Source organism: Nocardia sp. CA-128927 (assembly GCF_050955855.1).
Taxonomy (GTDB): Bacteria; Actinomycetota; Actinomycetes; order Mycobacteriales; family Mycobacteriaceae; genus Nocardia.
This window is the reverse complement of record NZ_CP192087.1, coordinates 3943504-3959583: the sequence shown is the minus strand read 5'-3', so window position 1 is coordinate 3959583 and position 16080 is coordinate 3943504. Positions and strand designations below refer to the sequence as shown.

Annotated in this window: 18 protein-coding genes; 10 read left to right on the top strand and 8 right to left on the bottom strand. The window is 64.4% G+C overall.

Translation table 11 applies throughout. The annotated features are described in order from the left end of the window. Nucleotides 1-426 carry a hypothetical protein gene (locus ACQPW1_RS18755; RefSeq protein WP_433663970.1) on the top strand — a complete coding sequence of 142 codons (426 nt, stop codon included), beginning with the start codon at nucleotides 1-3 and terminating at the stop codon, nucleotides 424-426. 388 nt (nucleotides 427-814) lie between these two features. Here ACQPW1_RS18755 and ACQPW1_RS18750 read toward each other — a convergent pair whose 3' ends face one another. Further along, complete coding sequence (locus ACQPW1_RS18750; protein ID WP_433663969.1) at nucleotides 815-1666, bottom strand: ParB/RepB/Spo0J family partition protein; 852 nt, start codon at nucleotides 1664-1666, stop codon at nucleotides 815-817. Nucleotides 1667-2809: 1143 nt separating this feature from the next. Here ACQPW1_RS18750 and ACQPW1_RS18745 point away from each other — a divergent pair. After that, a complete protein-coding gene (locus tag ACQPW1_RS18745; protein WP_433663968.1) occupies nucleotides 2810-3403 on the top strand; it encodes a hypothetical protein in 594 nt (197 codons plus the stop codon). On the opposite strand, the gene ACQPW1_RS18740 is transcribed toward ACQPW1_RS18745, so the two are convergent. Beyond that, nucleotides 3397-3543: a DUF1059 domain-containing protein gene (locus tag ACQPW1_RS18740; protein ID WP_433663967.1), complete on the bottom strand. Its 147-nt coding sequence runs from the start codon at nucleotides 3541-3543 to the stop codon at nucleotides 3397-3399. The genes ACQPW1_RS18745 and ACQPW1_RS18740 overlap by 7 nt on opposite strands. Nucleotides 3544-3740: 197 nt before the next feature. Between ACQPW1_RS18740 and ACQPW1_RS18735 the strand changes: the two genes are divergently transcribed. Beyond that, on the top strand, nucleotides 3741-4991 hold the full coding sequence (locus ACQPW1_RS18735) for an alpha/beta hydrolase family protein (protein WP_433663966.1): 1251 nt from the start codon (nucleotides 3741-3743) through the stop codon (nucleotides 4989-4991). Between the two features lie 47 nt (nucleotides 4992-5038). After that, a complete protein-coding gene (locus ACQPW1_RS18730) occupies nucleotides 5039-5581 on the top strand; it encodes a YaeQ family protein (protein WP_433663965.1) in 543 nt (180 codons plus the stop codon). 72 nt (nucleotides 5582-5653) lie between these two features. On the opposite strand, the gene ACQPW1_RS18725 is transcribed toward ACQPW1_RS18730, so the two are convergent. Continuing rightward, on the bottom strand, nucleotides 5654-7060 hold the full coding sequence (locus tag ACQPW1_RS18725; RefSeq protein ID WP_433663964.1) for an FAD-binding protein: 1407 nt from the start codon (nucleotides 7058-7060) through the stop codon (nucleotides 5654-5656). 428 nt (nucleotides 7061-7488) lie between these two features. Between ACQPW1_RS18725 and ACQPW1_RS18720 the strand changes: the two genes are divergently transcribed. The 3 genes from ACQPW1_RS18720 (at nucleotide 7489) to ACQPW1_RS18710 (ending at nucleotide 9578) form a co-directional block, all read left to right on the top strand. Then, entirely contained in the window at nucleotides 7489-8331 is an 843-nt protein-coding gene (locus ACQPW1_RS18720) for a hypothetical protein (RefSeq protein WP_433663963.1), read from the top strand. Nucleotides 8332-8852: 521 nt separating this feature from the next. Further along, entirely contained in the window at nucleotides 8853-9251 is a 399-nt protein-coding gene (locus ACQPW1_RS18715; RefSeq protein ID WP_433663962.1) for a DUF4440 domain-containing protein, read from the top strand. Nucleotides 9252-9338: 87 nt separating this feature from the next. Further along, a complete protein-coding gene (locus ACQPW1_RS18710) occupies nucleotides 9339-9578 on the top strand; it encodes a hypothetical protein (protein WP_433663961.1) in 240 nt (79 codons plus the stop codon). On the opposite strand, the gene ACQPW1_RS18705 is transcribed toward ACQPW1_RS18710, so the two are convergent. The 4 genes from ACQPW1_RS18705 to ACQPW1_RS18690 all read right to left on the bottom strand — a co-directional run bounded on the left by ACQPW1_RS18705 (nucleotide 9547) and on the right by ACQPW1_RS18690 (nucleotide 13312). Then, the gene (locus tag ACQPW1_RS18705) at nucleotides 9547-10281 is read right to left on the bottom strand and encodes a DJ-1/PfpI family protein (protein WP_433663960.1); all 735 of its coding nucleotides are present in this window, start codon (nucleotides 10279-10281) and stop codon (nucleotides 9547-9549) included. The two genes, ACQPW1_RS18710 and ACQPW1_RS18705, sit on opposite strands and share 32 nt — an antisense overlap. A gap of 51 nt (nucleotides 10282-10332) precedes the next feature. Further along, nucleotides 10333-11586: a threonine--tRNA ligase gene (gene thrS, locus ACQPW1_RS18700; RefSeq protein WP_433663959.1), complete on the bottom strand. Its 1254-nt coding sequence runs from the start codon at nucleotides 11584-11586 to the stop codon at nucleotides 10333-10335. 153 nt (nucleotides 11587-11739) lie between these two features. After that, the gene (locus ACQPW1_RS18695) at nucleotides 11740-12093 is read right to left on the bottom strand and encodes a VOC family protein (protein WP_433663958.1); all 354 of its coding nucleotides are present in this window, start codon (nucleotides 12091-12093) and stop codon (nucleotides 11740-11742) included. A gap of 10 nt (nucleotides 12094-12103) precedes the next feature. Then, entirely contained in the window at nucleotides 12104-13312 is a 1209-nt protein-coding gene (locus ACQPW1_RS18690) for a cytochrome P450 (RefSeq protein WP_433663957.1), read from the bottom strand. 227 nt (nucleotides 13313-13539) lie between these two features. Between ACQPW1_RS18690 and ACQPW1_RS18685 the strand changes: the two genes are divergently transcribed. The 3 genes from ACQPW1_RS18685 to ACQPW1_RS18675 all read left to right on the top strand — a co-directional run bounded on the left by ACQPW1_RS18685 (nucleotide 13540) and on the right by ACQPW1_RS18675 (nucleotide 15117). Further along, nucleotides 13540-14229, top strand: a complete 690-nt coding sequence (locus tag ACQPW1_RS18685; protein ID WP_433663956.1) for a helix-turn-helix domain-containing protein — start codon at nucleotides 13540-13542, stop codon at nucleotides 14227-14229. 51 nt (nucleotides 14230-14280) lie between these two features. Further along, nucleotides 14281-14781 carry an SMI1/KNR4 family protein gene (locus tag ACQPW1_RS18680; protein ID WP_433663955.1) on the top strand — a complete coding sequence of 167 codons (501 nt, stop codon included), beginning with the start codon at nucleotides 14281-14283 and terminating at the stop codon, nucleotides 14779-14781. 171 nt (nucleotides 14782-14952) lie between these two features. After that, on the top strand, nucleotides 14953-15117 hold the full coding sequence (locus ACQPW1_RS18675; RefSeq protein WP_433663954.1) for a hypothetical protein: 165 nt from the start codon (nucleotides 14953-14955) through the stop codon (nucleotides 15115-15117). Nucleotides 15118-15133: 16 nt separating this feature from the next. On the opposite strand, the gene ACQPW1_RS18670 is transcribed toward ACQPW1_RS18675, so the two are convergent. Then, nucleotides 15134-15826 (bottom strand): hypothetical protein, encoded by a 693-nt coding sequence (locus ACQPW1_RS18670; protein ID WP_433663953.1) that lies wholly within the window; start codon nucleotides 15824-15826, stop codon nucleotides 15134-15136. Nucleotides 15827-16080: the final 254 nt, after the last annotated feature.

Genomic DNA, 16080 nt, shown 5'->3' with positions numbered 1-16080 from the left:
GTGAAGATGTTCCTCGGCAGGGAGGGGAGTTCGAAGATGCCCGGCTTGGTGGTCGTCGGCGGGGTGGTCGTCGGCACGGTAGTCGGGGATGACGTGGTCGTCGGCGACGGCGAGGTGGTGGGCGACAACGTCGTTGGATCGGTGGACGGCGACGGCGGGGTGGTCGGAGCTGAGGTCGTCGGCTCGGTCGTTGTCGGCGAGAACGTCGTCGATTCGGTAGTGGTCGTCGAATCGGTCGACGGGATTGATTCGGTCGACGGCGACGATGAGGTCGTCGGCGATGTCGAAGGGGTAGTCGGCGTTGGGGTTGACGAGGGCTGGGCAAGCGCACCGGAGCTGGTCGTGAAAACCGTTGCCGCTAAAACGAACACCACGGTAGCGGTGAAGCGAGCCGCCCTTCGATGTGGGTATTTCATATTCAAGTAGAACCACACCGTGGGCGTCATTTTCGACTGGGGACGTACTGGGGAGTTTGTATTACGACTTAATTAAGTTGCCTGAACCGTAATTCGGCGAAGTGTCCCGCACTTGCGCTCGGGCAGCAGCACTTTCGGCGCAAGTGCGACGAAAGATCAAGCCGCCGAGACGGACTGGCGCCATGATGACACCGCCGCGCGACGATGTCCTCCGACGGACCTTCGGTGCCGCAATCAACTCGGTCCGGAGAGCAATCTGCTCCGTCTCGAATAGCGCCGACGCCGGTAATGCCGGCGTCTGCGAGGTGGATCGCGGCACCGAAGGCTCGCCGACGCGCAACCTGCGTACAAAGTTCGATTCGCAAGTCACGCACCGTATCGCGAGGTAAAATCCGCCATCATTTACTCTGCAGCCGATCGCCGATTCGCGTTGCGAAGTCCTGCCAGTTGGCCGCGTTCTGTCGTGCCATATCGAGCACGAGGTTCAAACAGTGTTCCGGGATGCGGTCGGCCAGATCGAGCGACTGCGTCGGCGTGCGCGGGCTGGCGTCGAGCCAGCGCAGTACCGTGCGCCCGGTTTCGGTGAGCCGCAGCGATGGATCGCGGCGCAGGCTCTGCAATACCGAGGAGGGGCAAACCCGCTCGGGTGGTGTGGGATCGGGCGCGAGCGGTGCGCCGTCGGAGCCGTCGCAGGGCTTTTTCCGGCGCTGGTGTTCGACGTCCGGGCGGCGCACTCGGCGCATCCGGCCGTCGCGCCCTAGTCGGTGCCTCGTCTGGGGAACATCCCCAGACGACTGCCTGCGCACCGCACCGACCGTCTTGTGGTCCAGCCCGGCCACTTCGGCGACCTTGCGGTCCGACCACAGCGGGTACATCCGCATGATGCGCAGCGAGGCGGCTTTGCGATCGAGAATCGACAGTGGCAGGCCGTGCGCGATGTTGGCCTGTACCGCGAGCACGAATGCCTCTTCCTCGGTGCCGTCGAAGAACTGTGCCCGGATGACGTTGTCCCCCTTCAATTTCGCGGCCTTCAGACGGTGTACACCGTCGATCAGCCGCATGGTTTCTCGATGCACCAGGATCGGCGGAAGTTCCGCCTCCGTCGTCGCTAGCACCTGCGTATGCGCCGAGTCCTCAGCACGCACGCGCAGTGCGCCGCTGATGTCTATCGACTCGATAGGAATCTCGATGACTACGTCGGCAACTCCGACTCTCGCATCGTCTTCCACGTTCAACCTGTGTTCACTCACGGCGGTACTCCTGCGTCGAAGCCGAGATCATTCCGTAGCACACTTCGCCCCGCTGCCAGTACCGATCCGAACCACCACAACAAGCGGGACGTATCGATGCGGTAGGCACGGCGCTGTGCCGGGTCAGCAGTGACTAACTAGCGCGGACAGCAATATTTCACATTGGCAGAGTTCCGGCAACGATACGGTGTCGAAACGGTCCTGCATTCGCAATCTGCGGATCGCCAGCTTGATTCATGGCGTTATTTGTGAATGGTGTTAACCCGAAGATCCCCCCGCCCACCTTTCGGAAACATTTCGGAAACTACCAGTTCCAGCCCGAAACCGCAGTCAGCGTGCATACGCTTGAGAGTTGGACTTCCGCATCGGCCGCGAAGGCTACTGCGGACATGCTTGTTCGCCAAGATATAAGGCGGGACAAAGCTTCCGAACACGATGACCACCCTGGCCACCGCGATGACAATAAATAGAAACCTGCACCATTTGAATAAGGGCGCAACAAAACGACGGTATTCCGACCGAAGGAATAACCGCTGTACCTATCCCACGTGCCTCAGGCACACCAATCGCGCGTTCGTGTTCAAGTCCCCTCTCGCACACGAAGAAGCAGGCGTGTTCCGCCTTCTTCCAAACGATTTGATCCGAGGAACTCATCTGCCCGAACATCCCTCAGTTCCGACCCATCCTATCATCGGACCTCCCACCCAGCAGCGCGACCAACGAAAAACCCCGGGTTAGCTCACCCTTCGAGAGTCCATACAGCAGAACATGTTTCGGTGATATCCGGTAGCGGCCACCGAAAAAAGTGTCGGGGGTCCGTTCGCCGCCGTCTAGCTGGATTCCGGCAGCGCTACCGGCGAGCATGGAGTCGGCGTCCTTGTGACACAACACATTGCTGGCCTGATCGGACACGCGACGAGGCCTGGTCGCACTATCCGAGCCGTATCGGCCACGCACTGCGCCCGCCGCGCGCCAAAGTGGGTGCGACCGAATCCAATCCACGCAAGCACTCTCGCTACCGGTGCCGAAACCCTGAGTCAGCTATACAGAATGCTGCGGAATCACCCCTAGCACCACGGTATTCCGAGCAAATAGCCCTGCGGCGGGATGCTCGATCGGGTTACCGATTCATACGGTCGAGACATGCTCAACGTCGAACCCGATTCAGCCACCAACGACGCGCCCCGCGCGCTTTCCACCGTCCCCCGGCCGCGCCTGCGCGCCGGACTGGCCCTCGCCGCAGCCACGGTCGCCGCCGCAGGCCTCGTCGGCGCGACGACCGGCAGCGCTAGCGCCACACCCGCCGGAGATTGCCTGTGGGCAGGCACCGGCCATGCACAAGGCACTACAGTCACGGCAGGTGGCCGCGCATTCACCTGTGCGACAGACCAACTCGGCGCACCGCGGTGGCTTCAGGGTGCGGCCGTCCGCACACCGAGCACCGTCGCCAGTCCGGGCGCCCTGACCGCGCCCGCGGGCAACTTCAGTGCCGGCGCGCAGCAGCCGGGCACCGAGTACAACGACTACTGCGTCGGTACCCAGCTCATCGGCGGCAGCGAGTCGGTGTACGAGGTGGTCTCGGACGCGGCGGGTGCCCTGCGCTGGAAGGCAGCGGGACCGATCGCCCAGTGGACGTTCACCCCCGGCACCGGCCCGGCACCGACCACCCGCTCGGCCGGCCTGTGCCTGCCGGACCAGGTGATCTTGCCGGAGCCGAGCCGCTTCACGAATCAGTAAGCGATGAACAGGATCTCGTCGCGCGAGTAGTCGTGGCCCGGATGATTCTCGGCCAGGTGGGCCTTCGTCTTCTCCACAAGATCGTCCTCGTCGATGCCGACGATGGCTTCTCCGCAGGGGCAGTTCAGGTTTCGCTTCATCAGTGGTCCTTTCCGCTCTCGATCGACAGTCTAGGAGGACGACCGGCGGTTAGCGCCCCGAGGAGTACTGACCTGGTCCTCTCGGGGTAGTCCCCTACGCATCTCGGGGTACCCCGCCTCGTCCGACGGGCTGACGCGCTCGCGACGCGACCTTTGCCATCATGACGTCGAGCCGAACGTCGAGGAGGACCACCGAAGTGATCACATTGCGCAGCTGCGCGCTGGCGCTGACCGCCGGCATGGCCGCGACCGTCCTGCTCACCGCGTGCGAGCAGAACGCGCCCGAGCCGACCACAACGGCCACTGCGAAGATCACCTTGCCGCCGCTGAGCGGGCGCTATCCGGTCGGCACGACCGACCTGCATCTGGTGGACACACGGCCGGACCCGTGGCATCCGGCCGACAAGCGGGAGCTGATGGTCACCGTGACCTATCCCGCGCAACGCACCGGTGAACGCGCCGCCTGGATGTCGCCGGGCGTGGCGGCCGCCGTCGACCAGCGCACGGCCGGTTCGCCCGAGAACGGCCTGAAACCGGGCACGATCGACTGGGCGGGCACCAAACGCCAGGCGAGCACCTCGGTCGAGGTGGACCGCACCGCCGGTGCCTGGCCGGTCGTGCTGTTCTCGCACGGTTTCGGGGTGGAACGCGAGCTCAACTCGGTCCGCACCGACGACCTGGCCAGTCACGGCTATGTCGTCGTGTCTATCTCCCATACCTACGACGCGAGCGTGGTCGAGTTCCCCGGCGGACGCGTGGTCACCCGCGATGCCAGCCCGGATACGGCGTACCTCGCGACCTCGGTCGACGCCCGCGTCGCCGACACCAGGTTCGTGCTCGACCAGCTGACCCGCCTGAACCTCGGCGAGAACCCGGACGCCGAAAATCGCACGCTCCCCACGGGATTGCCGGGCGCGCTGGACCTGTCGAAGGTCGGCATGTTCGGCCATTCGCTGGGCGGCTACGCGGCGGGCGAGGCGATGTATCAGGACCAGCGCATCGGCGCGGGCATCAATTTCGACGGCGGCATGAGCGTCGGTAAGGTCGGCGAGATCGTGCAGCACGGCGTGGACCGTCCGTTCATGCTGGTGGGTGCCGACGGCGTGGATCCGGAGACCGGGCGCAAGTTCGAGCACTCGCACCCGGCCGACTTCGACACGAGCTGGGGCCAGTTCTGGACCAATCAGCAGGCGTGGAAACGGGACCTGCACTTCGACGCCGCCGCCCACATGAGCTTCACCGATCTCCAGGTCGCGGTGCCGCAGTGTGCCAGCCTGCTGACCGAGGAGGTGCGGCAAAGCATCGTCGGCACGATCCACCCGGCCCGTTCGGTGAGCGCACAGCAGGACTACATCGCGGCGTACTTCGACCTGCACCTGAAACACCTCGCCACCGACCTGTTCGACGGGAACAATCCGCGCTACCCGGACACGAGGTTCATCCCCTGACGCCGCCCGGCGGACCACCAGCGACGTTCACCTAAGCTCCTGGACCTATGGCCCTTCCCGCAACACTGCACAACTTCGCCGTCCAACTGGCCGACGTCGACCGCGACGTGTACCAGGATCTGGAGTTGCGGATAGCGCGCCACCCGTCCGAGACCGCCGAGTTCATGGTGACCCGACTGCTGGCCTACTGCCTGGAGTACCAGGAGGGCATCGCCTTCAGCGAGGGTGGCATCTCGTCCACCGACGAGCCCGCGGTGCTGGTGCGCGATCTCACCGGGCGGCTGACCGCCTGGATCGAGGTCGGCGCGCCCGACGCCGAACGCCTGCACCGGGGTAGCAAGCTGGCCGGACGCGCCGCCATCTACACCCACCGCGACCCGGCCAAGGTGCTGGCTCAGCTCGCGGGCAAGCGCATCCATCGCGCCGAAGCCATCCCGCTCTACAGCTTCGATCGCGACTTCATCGATGCCGCCGTCGCCGCGATCGACCGGCGCAACACCGCGACGCTGTCGATCACCGAGCGCTCGCTGTACCTGGATCTCAACGGCACGAACCTGAGCGCGCCCGTCGAAGAGCACGCGATCGGCTAGCGCTGGTTCGGAATTCGGGGGCGTGACCGCGGCCGGGCGAGCGGTATGCGTTCCGCTCGCCCGGCGCAGGGGTCAACGGCTGACGGCGAACTCGTCGCTGACGAGGCGCAGCCGACGGGCCAAGTCGGAGACGAACACTCGCTCCGGGTCGACGGCGTCGCGGACTCGGCGCCATTCGTCCAGCCGCGGATACATCGCGCGGACCATTTCCGGTGTCGTGCGGGAATCCTTCGCGAAGTACAGCCGTCCGCCCGCGGCCAGTACACGCTGATCGAGTTCGGCGCAGAACTCGCCGAGTCCCGGCTTGAGCGGGAAGTCGAGGCTGAGCATGAATCCGGGATGCGGCCAGGACAACGGAGCCTGGTTGCCGGGACCCATGCGCTTGAAGACGTTCAAGAACGATCGATGGCCCGAGTGCGCGATCGCTCGCACCGTGTCGGCGAGTTGTTCCTCGGCGCCGAACGGCATCGAGAACTGGTACCGCATGAAACCGCGGCGACCGTAGGCGCGGTTCCACTCGCCGAGCAGATCCAGCGGGTGATAGAACTGCGTCAGGTTCTGGATCCGGCCGCGTGCTTTCTGCGGATACACCCGGTACGCCGCCTCGGCGGCGATTCGGGATGTCACGTTGTTGACCATCCCGTTCGGAAAGATATCCGGCACGGTAAACAGTTGCGGCGCATCGAATTTCAGTGGATCCCGCCGCAATTTGACCGGCAGCTGGTCGAGCTTGGCCAGTGATCCTCGGCTGAATGCGGCGCGGCCAACTTTCGCGCCGGTGCTGATCGTGTCGGGCACCGACATCGAGTACTCGTAGCCCTCGTCCGAACCACCGGTCAGCAGTTCCATGGTCTCGTCGAGGTTGTCGGTGCGATCGTTGTCCACGATGAAATACGCGGTCTCGGTGTGCTTCATCCGTACGCGGGCCCGAGCAATGATGCCGGTCAGCCCCATTCCACCGACCGTTGCCCAAAACAGTTCCGCGTCAGCGCCTTCCGGTGCGATGGTGCGCACCGATCCGTCGGCGGTCAACAGCTCCATCGACAACACGTGATTGCCGAAACTGCCGTGCGAATGATGGTTCTTGCCATGGATATTGGAGGCGATCGCCCCGCCCACCGTCACCTGCCTGGTACCGGGCAACACCGGAACCCATAGACCACTCGGTAGCACGGCCCGCATCAGCGCGTCGAGACTCACCCCCGCGTCGACATCGACCACCCCGCTATCCGGATCGATGCTGTGCACGCGGTCGAGCACCGTCATATCGACGACGAGACCACCACCGTTCTGCGCCGGATCGCCGTAACTGCGGCCGAGCCCGCGCGCGATCACCCCGCGTGGCCCCGCCTCGCGAACGTGCCGCGCGACCTGGTCGATATCAGGCGTGGACAACACCCGCGCAACAGTCGACGCCGTCCGGCTCCAGCCGGTCAGTGGACGCTGATCTATCACCGAGCCCCCTTCTGCGAAATTCACCAAGCCACCGTACCGCTCGACCGAAGATGGGCAAGCCTGCACCGGCAGTGCAAATTTCAACTGATATTGCCCCAATTCTCCCCACTTCCACTGGGGAGATACGGCCTATCTCTTTCATGTCACTATTCAGACAGTTGTTCAGAAAATGGCGGCGGACCCCGCGGCCGTCGACTGGGACATCCTCTCGCACAACAGTTCTCGTTCGGCCATATCCTTCGGCGACCGCTCGCGGCGAGCAAATGGGAAAGTCCCCGGCGCCGGTAGTAATGGGTTCGTCTGACTGTTCAGCACCCTGCCCGGTACGTTCCCCCGAAGCGAGATCAACCATGAACCGCAAACGTCTTTTACCCGTAGTCACCGCCTGCTTAGTCCTGTCGCTCGGACCCGGCTCAGTGGCGGTGGCGGCCCCCGGTCAGGCAGCAGACCCCGTGGCTGCCGCGCCCTTCTGTTACGAAGAACCGTCCAACCCGACGGCCGATATCAGCGACCTCAAAGCGCGCTTCAACCGGTCGAATTGGATGCCGACCCTGCAGGCCATGTACAAGCGTCGCTGGCCGAGCGGGGAGAAACTGGCGATCGCCCAGGCCAAGGACCAGTACTGGAATCAGTTCGTGGAAACGAGCAGTTTCGAGGCGTTCGCCGAGTCGATGATGGTGGCGATCCACGAGGAAACCCACATGTGGGACCTCGACGGGGCGCGCACCGAGTGGGACAAGTACACCGCGTCGTGGATCAATGCCACCCAGCAGATGACGAACATCCCGCTGTACGGCGGTTTCCCGCGCAAGGAAATCCTGCCGTTGATCAAGGACAAGCTCAGCGACGACATGGACGGCATCTACCTGCGCGACCGCGAGCAGGGCGACTATCACCTGCAAGGCGTGACAGCGGAATTGAACGCCGGGCTCACCGGCCTGCCCGCGGTGACCGTGGTGCAGGAATACATCAAGGGCATCGGCGCCAGCAATGCCAGGGACATCGCCGCGACCAATCTCCGCTACCTGCTGCTGTACTTGCGCGTGGCCAAGACTAAGCACCCCGACTACTGGGCCAAGATCAAAGCCGAGCCCAAGCTGCGCGACCTGGTGCTGACCCAATTCCTGCGCACCGCTTACTGGTTGGAGAAGTCCGCCCCATACACCGGCAAGCTCGGCGGCCCGAACGCTGACAAGATCACCGAGAAGAATTACGCCCCCGAGAACATCTCCATCCTCGAGGAGTTCACCGGCCGCAAGGTCCGCACCGACGCCCAAAAGAACTGCACCACCTGATATTCCGCAGGCGAGTTGGCTTGCCGCGGACTCGGCCCGTCCGCGGCAAGCCCACAGGCGCTCATCTTATGGCCGGACCGCCTCGGTTGGCTTCGGTAAAGAAAAGGGCGTGCCTAGTGCATGGATCGGGTGTTACCGTCGCGCGTTCCATCCGGTCGATCAAGGAGGCCATCATGCAATACGACAAGTTCCAAGCTTCGTTTCGAACGAACCAGTAAGCGCCGCAAGGGGTTCCCTTAGCGAGACCAAGGTCAAGCGGGGCACTCGCACGGTCGGCGACGATACCGAGCTCGTCGAGAAACTCGGTGGTAAAGACCCGTGTCCCTGTGGTTCCGGGCGCCGGTTTCCGCCGCTGTTGCCGACCCGTCGGCCGTTACGACGACACTCTCGGCCACTACTACGTGCGTGACTGACCGTGACGGTGTGATGCCCGTCAGACCGTCTCGTGAGGATGTTGGGCCCGTGCTGGATATGATCTTCGGCACGGGCCGACTACGCCGACCGAGACCGAGATTGCCGCTATGCCTGCACACCCCGACCTGGCCGATGTGATCGAGGCCCTGCACTCGGACCTGGCCGAGTGGATGGGTTCGAACGCTCCACCCAAAGTGTTCGACCGATTCGCCAATGCGCTGCACGACGAGTTCTCCTCGGTCACCACGACCGGGCAGGTCATCGATCGGGACACACTGCTGGCCGGCGTGTGGTCGGCACGAAATGCGCAGCCGGGGTTCAACATCGAGATCACCGACATCCAGGAGATCGCACAGAGCGGCAGCATCCTCACCGCGCGCTTCACCGCCGAGAACCAGCAGGGTGAGGTCCGCAGCCGCCGTTTGGTCACCGCGATACTGCTCAACACCGACCACGGGTACCTGTGGCGCTCGGTGCACGAAACAGCCACTCCCCCAGCCGAATAAGGCGCTCGAGCCAGCCGCTTCGGACCGGGTCGCCAAGTGCCAGAATCATTTCCGACAGCCGCGCCCGAACACTATCCGGAGGCGAACATGACGAAACAGGAATTGCCCGAGGAGCCGACGAGCGAGGCAGACAACACCTCGCCTGCTGCGGAAGATTTACGCCACTTGGCAGAACTCGTCGTCCTGGACGACACGGGCAAGCCGATGCCCTACGAGGAAGCGGCCGCCTGGCTGGCGGAAAACGTCGACGACCGCAAAGAGGAGTTCCGCTCCTATCTCACCGACGATCCGCAGGCTACTTACCCCAACGAGCCCGGATCCGCCTGATCGTCTGCTGCCACGCCAGTTTCGGCACCGCGACGGTTTCTCTGGCGAGCATCCCAGCGTCTGCGCCGTCGACACCGACGCGGGCCATCTCCACCATCACTTTGCGGCGGAACGCATCGGAGACCTTGCTCGGATGGCCTGCGTCGTACGGTGGTTGGGGGTCGTACTCGATCAGCAGCTGGGCTGCCTCTGCCCGCTCCTTGCCCGCGATCTCGCCGAGGAGCCACAGCGCCATGTCGATCCCCGCGGACACCCCGGCCGCCGTCACGTACTTCCCGTCCTGGACGACGCGCTGATCCCGCATCGGTTTCGCGCCGAGCGCCGCCAAACCCGATTGCGCCATCCAGTGCGTGGTCGCGGACCTGCCGTCGAGCAGGCCCGCGGCGGCGAGCACGGTCGCCCCGCTGCAAACCGAGGTGGTCCACGTCGTGGTCTGGTCGACCTTGCGGAGCCACGCATGCAAGGTGGCGTCGGCGGCCACCGCCAGCGGCATGCCGCCGGGCACCAACACGATGTCGGGCGACGGGGTCTCGTCGAAGGTGTGCGTCACGCCGACGGTGAGCACACCGCTGTCGACGATGACCGGGCCGATCTCGTGCCCGACGAAGCGGATTCGCGAGTCCGGGATCCACCGCAGGACCTCGTACGGCCCGATCGCGTCGAGAGCGGTCATCCCCGGGTAGAGCACAATGGCAATCTGCACAGTTGCCACCGTAATCCTCCGGGGCCCCGACTGCCGGGGTCATCGCGTGGGTCAGTCGATCCACAAACGAGTGTCGTGGCCCTCGATCAGTGCACGGATTTGCGCGATCGCATTGTCGGCAGGCTGAGCAGGTAGACGACGTCCGTCGCGCAGCCGCACGGCCACGTCTCCATTCGCGATCTCGGCTGGCCCGAGAATGAATTGGTAAGGCATCAGCCGGGTTTCCCGTACTCGCGCAGACAGACTCCCGGACTCCGCGTCCAAAACCCGCACGCGCAGACCCGCATTGAGGCAACGGTCGCGTAGTTCAGCGGCAGCAGCTTCCTCGGCCGCGGATATCGGCAGCACCGCCACCTGAACCGGGGCCAGCCAGGCGGGGAACGCACCGCCGTGCTGTTCGATCAGCTGGGCGACCGCTCGCTCGATGCTCCCGATAATGCTGCGGTGCACCATGACCGGCCGATGCTTTGCACCGTCGGCACCGATGTAGTTCAGGTCGAACTGCTCCGGTTGATAGAAGTCGACCTGAACGGTGGACAAGGTCGATTCACGGCCTGCGTGATCGGTCACTTGGACGTCGATCTTCGGGCCGTAGAACGCAGCCTCACCCTCGACGGCCTCGTAGGGCACCCCCGCCCCGTCGAGCACCTCGCTCAGGATCTTGCTGGCGCGCTGCCACATATCCTGTGACGCAACGTATTTGCCGCTCGCACCCGGCAGCGACAGGCGGTAGCGCGCGTTGCTGATACCCATCGCCTGGTACGCGGAGCCGATCAGCGCGAGTGCGCTGGCGGCCTCGTCCGCGACCTGGTCGAGGGTGCAGAAAATATGCGCGTCGTTGAGCTGGATGCACCGCACTCTGGTCAAACCGCCCAGCACGCCAGACAATTCGGAACGGTACATCCCGCCGAGCTCCGCCATCCGCAACGGAAGTTCGCGATAACTGTGCGAGCGAGACCGATACATCACGGCGTGGTGCGGGCATAGGCTGGGACGCAGCACCACCTGCTCGCCACCGATATCCATCGGCGGATACATGTCATCGTCGTAATGCGCCCAGTGCCCGGATATCTCGTACAGTTCCCGTTTGCCGAGCACCGGTGAGTACACGTGCTGGTACCCGGCGCGACGTTCCGCGTTGCGAATGTACTCCTCGAGACTGTGCCGAACGATCGCGCCGTCGGGCAGCCAATATGGCAATCCAGCCCCGATCAGCGGGTCGGTATCGAACAAGCCGAGCTCCCGGCCCAGCTTCCGATGGTCGTACATGTGGGTCTCCTCCTGGTAGAGGGCGGATGACCACATGGCAAAGCCCCGGGCATCCGCCCGGGGCTTTGCTCAGAACAGGGTTCAGCGCGCCGGGACGTCGTCCGGCGTCGTGATGAACTGAGCGCGCTGCACGGCCAGGACGCTACACCAGCCGCAATCCACCGAGCAACGGCAATTTGGTCGACCGGGTCAGTAGTACTGGACCAGGCAGAATTCATGTGCTTCGGGATCGGCCATCACGACGACCACGCCCTCGTCGTAGTCGTGCCGTTCTCCGGTGTGCCGGCCGCCGAGGGCGATGACCTGTGCGATGCCCTGGTCGATGTCGTCGACCGCGATGTCGAGGTGCAGGCGGACCTTGCCCTGCTTCGGGTCGGTCACCGGTTGGAACACGAGGCGCGGCTGCGGATCGCCGGGCTGGCCGAGATAGATCCAGCCGGGCTGGGACGGTCCCTGCGGGCGGTCCAGCAGGGCGCTCCAGAAGCCCGCGATCCGTTCCACATCGACGCAGTCGATGGTCACGCCAACCCAGCGGTTCGTCATTTCGTCATTCCTACCAGGTGACCGGAAGCCGTTGCACGCCATAGACACCGATGGTGTCCGGGCGCATCCGGACCTCGTCCGCAGGCACTGCGAGACGCAGGGTTGGGAACCGGGATAGCAAGGCGGGCAGGGCGATGCGCAGCTCGACTCGGGCCAGCTGCTGGCCGAGGCACTGATGGATGCCGTGTCCGAAACCCAGGTGTCCGAACGCGTTGCGCCGTAGGTCGAGGGTGTCTGGATGATCGAATGCCGTTGAATCGCGATTGGCGGCCTGTAGCGAAAGTGCCACCGTCTCACCGGCTTCGATCACCTGCCCGGCAAGTTCGACATCCGCCAAGGCAGCGCGAGTGGCAGTGTGGGCGACGGTCAGGTAGCGCACGAGTTCCTCTACTGCCCGATCGGGATCGGCATGCAACGCGGCGATCTGCTCCGGATGGCTCAGCAGCGCAAAAGTGCCCAGTGCCAACATATTCGCGGTGGTGTCGAACCCGCCGATCAGCAGCAGCACAGCCACTCCGGCGAGTTCGACGTCCGCGAGATCGGTGCTGGTCAAATCGCTGAGCAGGTCGTCGGTCGGTTCGGCTCGTTTGGCGGCGAGCAGGTCCCGCATGTACTCCTGTGCCTCTTCGAATGAGGTCGCGCTCCGTTCGAGGCGCTCATCCGGCAGCGCATCCAGATCGTTGAGCTTGGCGACCAGGTCGGCCACCAGGCTCTGGAACCGATCCCTGTCGGCTTCGGGCACACCGAGCAATTCACAGATCGTCAGCGCCGGAACCGGATGGGCGAACGACGTCACCAGATCCACCGGACCGCCAGTTCGTGCCATGGTGTCGAGATAGCGAGTGCTGATCTGCGCTACCCGTTCAGTGAGCAGCCGCATCCGCCGGACGGTGAACTTACCGGCCAACAGCTTTCGATAGCGGGTGTGCTCCGGGGCGTCGAGGTGGAGGAAGGCGCCGGGCGATGCCGAGGGCAACGGGCCGAGATCCACTACCGCGGAGTGCATGAGCTCGGTTCGCGCACTGAAGCGCGGATCGGCCAGGATGGCGCGCACCGTGGCATGCCCGGTCGCCAGCCAGCCGTGATGTCCGTCCGGAAATACCATGCGGGTCAGCGGATTTCGCTCACGAATCTGTGCCAGCTCGACGGGTGGATCGAAGGGGCAGCCCACCGGGCGGGTGGTCGGTAACGAGGCAATGGTGGTCAGCGGCTCGGTCATCGGTTTCCTCACTGGCGCACGAGTTTCACTATGGACCGAACGCTAGGTTGCGTTCAGGGATCACTCAACAGAGAGTGTGCGCCGAATCTGCATTACCGCAGGTATATTCGGTTTCGCCTGTGCAATGGCCTTGCCGTCGAACGCAAACGCCAGGCACGTGGCATGCAATGAGCTGTCGCTGAACGCATCCCGACACCACCAGATGTACCTGAAGGAAGACTGCACCGATGCCAGGAGGCAGGCTCACGCTGCACGAACGGGAATGCATCGCGGCCGGACTCGCCGATGGGCTTGGATACACCCAGATCGCAGCCCAACTCGAACGACCGGCATCGACGATCAGCCGTGAAGTAACACGCAACGGCGGACCCGGTCGCTATCGCGCCGACCGCGCGCACCGAGCCACCGCCGTGCGCGCCCGACGAAGCACAGCGGTGACGATGCAACAGCCTGCCGCAACGGGATTCGCGGTCGACAACGATGCGCTGCGCGATTTCGCCGCCTACTTCACCGAGCTGTTCGTCAACGACGGCATGCCCCGCATGCAAGCCCGGATAATGACTTGCCTACATCTCACCGACTCCGGCAGCCGCACCGCCGCCGAACTGGTAAGCCTGCTCGAGGTAAGTCCGGCCTCCATCTCCACCGCCATCCGCGCCCTGGAGCAACGGGACCTCGTTCGCCGAGAACGCGATTCCCGACGCCGCGACCGCTACTACATCGACGACGACACCTGGTACCGCACCACCCTGAACCTGGCCCGTGTCACCGAAGTACGAGTCCACGCCCTCCGCCGCGCCACCGAAATCCTCGGCCCGACAACCCCAGCGGGCGCCCGCCTGGACGGAATAGGCCGATACCTCGACTACCTCAGCCAGGAGATGGTCGCAGTAGTCGAACGCTGGCATCGCGAGTAACACCGCGGCTGAGCTCACTGGCAAAGCGAGATCCTTCGTAAGATGCGCGCCATGGCGACATTGGATCAGGTGATGGCATCGTTCTGGGGTGATTCCGACTACGGGGTCTTCCCTCCGCTGACGGACGAAGCGATTCGGGAAGCCGAGGATCGGTTTGGGGTTACGTTGCCTGCCTCGCTGGTGCGGCTCTTGCGAGTGCAGAACGGTGGGACCGTCGCCAAACAGCGGAATGCATTCCCCTTCCCTCCGCACACACCGGGCGGTGACCGCTACGCGCCATTCGATGTCGTTATGGGTATCAGCCCCGCTGATGCCTTCGTGTCCATGCTGGATACGCCGTATCTGGTGGCGGAGTGGGGTCTTCCCACTCCGATCGTCCTGCTCGCTGGCAACGGGCATTGGTGGGTCGGGCTCGACTACCGGAGCTGTGGGCCTCAGGGCGAACCGTCGGTGGCGTTCTTCGATGCGGACCGGGAGAGCTCACTGACCCTGGCGTCCGACTTCGAGACGTTCCTACAGGGTCTTACTGCGGCCGAGTCCTTTTGGCGATAACGGGAACTGCGGTTGGCGGTGTGTCGCTGCGTAACGTGTTGGTCGTCAGCGCGATTCAGCTCTTGTAGGCGAGGGCAGGGACGTGTGATGAACGAACTTCGGCTATTTCCGTTGTGGTGTTCGTGGCGGCGGAGGCAGTTCAGGCGGCTGACGCGGCGCAGCAGGCTCAGCATGCTGCGGCCGTTCATGGGTGTGGCGGCGGCGCTGATATTGGTCTGCGGCGGGATGGTGGCGTTCGGATACCAGGGGTACGTCGGGCACTCCGAGCAGGGGGAGCGGACGATACCGAGTGGGCCCCGGCTGCCGGTTTACGTGCAGCCGTTGCCCACGAAGTAGCTGCCAGGCTTACCGCTCAGGCTGGGCAGGCCTGGCCGACCTCGATGTAGTTCGGGCCCCAGCTGCGGTAGGCGGCGCCACCGTGGCCGGTCTCCTCGTAGGCCATGAGACCGTGCTGGCCTGGGGTTTTCGGGGTCCAGGTGATGCTGACTTCACGGATGTCGGGTTCGTGGACGGCGGTGCCGATGGGCAGGCCGTTGTCTTCGAAGCTGACTATGCCGCTGACACCCCAGTTGGGGTTCACATCGACAGTGACCTTGTAGCTGGTGCCTGCGTGTATGGCCGTGGCGGAGACGATCGGGTAGGTTCCGGCGGCGGGGGGCGGCGGTGTGGGGCAGGCGGGGCTGACCTCGACGTAGTTGGGGCCCCAGCTGCGGTAGGCGGCGCCACCGTGGCCAGTGTCCTCGTAGGCCATGAGGCCGTGCTGACCGGGAGTCTTCGGGGTCCAGGTGATGCTGACTTCACGGACATCGGGTTCGTGGACGGCGGTGCCGATCGGCAGGCCGTTGTCTTCGAAATGGACTATGCCGCTGACACCCCAGTTGGGGTTCACATCGACGGTGATGGTGTAGGTGCTTCCCGCGTAATGAGTCGTGCCGGAGACGGCGGGGTAGGTGGTGTCGGCCGATGCCGTCGGCACTGTGAAGAGAGTGGCGGTGATTACGGCTAGGCCGATGGCGCCTCGGCGGATCATGGTCGACAGTGACATGGTGGATCTCCTTTTATCATGTGGCACTGCGCAATTCGGGCTCGAAAACGAACCGGCGGAGCGCGGGCCGATCCAGTGCAGTCACTCGCATCCAGCACCGCCCCCCGATGTCCATTGCGCGGTCGGCGAACTCCCGGTCGCCAACTCGTAAGGATCCCAACAGACCCCCCGGATGAATGATGACACAGCGCGGCCGCAACAGCACCTCGGCAAAGGTGTTCCGCGCCAAGGATGTACGAAGATCTGTCGCGAGG

Bases quoted from the DNA above. Each gene is read 5' to 3' on its own strand.
- ACQPW1_RS18745 (WP_433663968.1), top strand. From the start codon at position 2,810: ATGCTCAACGTCGAACCCGATTCAGCCACCAACGACGCGCCCCGCGCG.
- ACQPW1_RS18740 (WP_433663967.1), bottom strand. From the start codon at position 3,543: ATGAAGCGAAACCTGAACTGCCCCTGCGGAGAAGCCATCGTCGGCATC.
- ACQPW1_RS18730 (WP_433663965.1), top strand. From the start codon at position 5,039: ATGGCCCTTCCCGCAACACTGCACAACTTCGCCGTCCAACTGGCCGAC.
- ACQPW1_RS18715 (WP_433663962.1), top strand. From the start codon at position 8,853: ATGCCTGCACACCCCGACCTGGCCGATGTGATCGAGGCCCTGCACTCG.
- ACQPW1_RS18710 (WP_433663961.1), top strand. From the start codon at position 9,339: ATGACGAAACAGGAATTGCCCGAGGAGCCGACGAGCGAGGCAGACAAC.
- thrS (WP_433663959.1), bottom strand. From the start codon at position 11,586: ATGTGGTCATCCGCCCTCTACCAGGAGGAGACCCACATGTACGACCAT.
- ACQPW1_RS18695 (WP_433663958.1), bottom strand. From the start codon at position 12,093: ATGACGAACCGCTGGGTTGGCGTGACCATCGACTGCGTCGATGTGGAA.
- ACQPW1_RS18690 (WP_433663957.1), bottom strand. From the start codon at position 13,312: ATGACCGAGCCGCTGACCACCATTGCCTCGTTACCGACCACCCGCCCG.
- ACQPW1_RS18685 (WP_433663956.1), top strand. From the start codon at position 13,540: ATGCCAGGAGGCAGGCTCACGCTGCACGAACGGGAATGCATCGCGGCC.
- ACQPW1_RS18680 (WP_433663955.1), top strand. From the start codon at position 14,281: ATGGCGACATTGGATCAGGTGATGGCATCGTTCTGGGGTGATTCCGAC.
- ACQPW1_RS18675 (WP_433663954.1), top strand. From the start codon at position 14,953: ATGCTGCGGCCGTTCATGGGTGTGGCGGCGGCGCTGATATTGGTCTGC.
- ACQPW1_RS18670 (WP_433663953.1), bottom strand. From the start codon at position 15,826: ATGTCACTGTCGACCATGATCCGCCGAGGCGCCATCGGCCTAGCCGTA.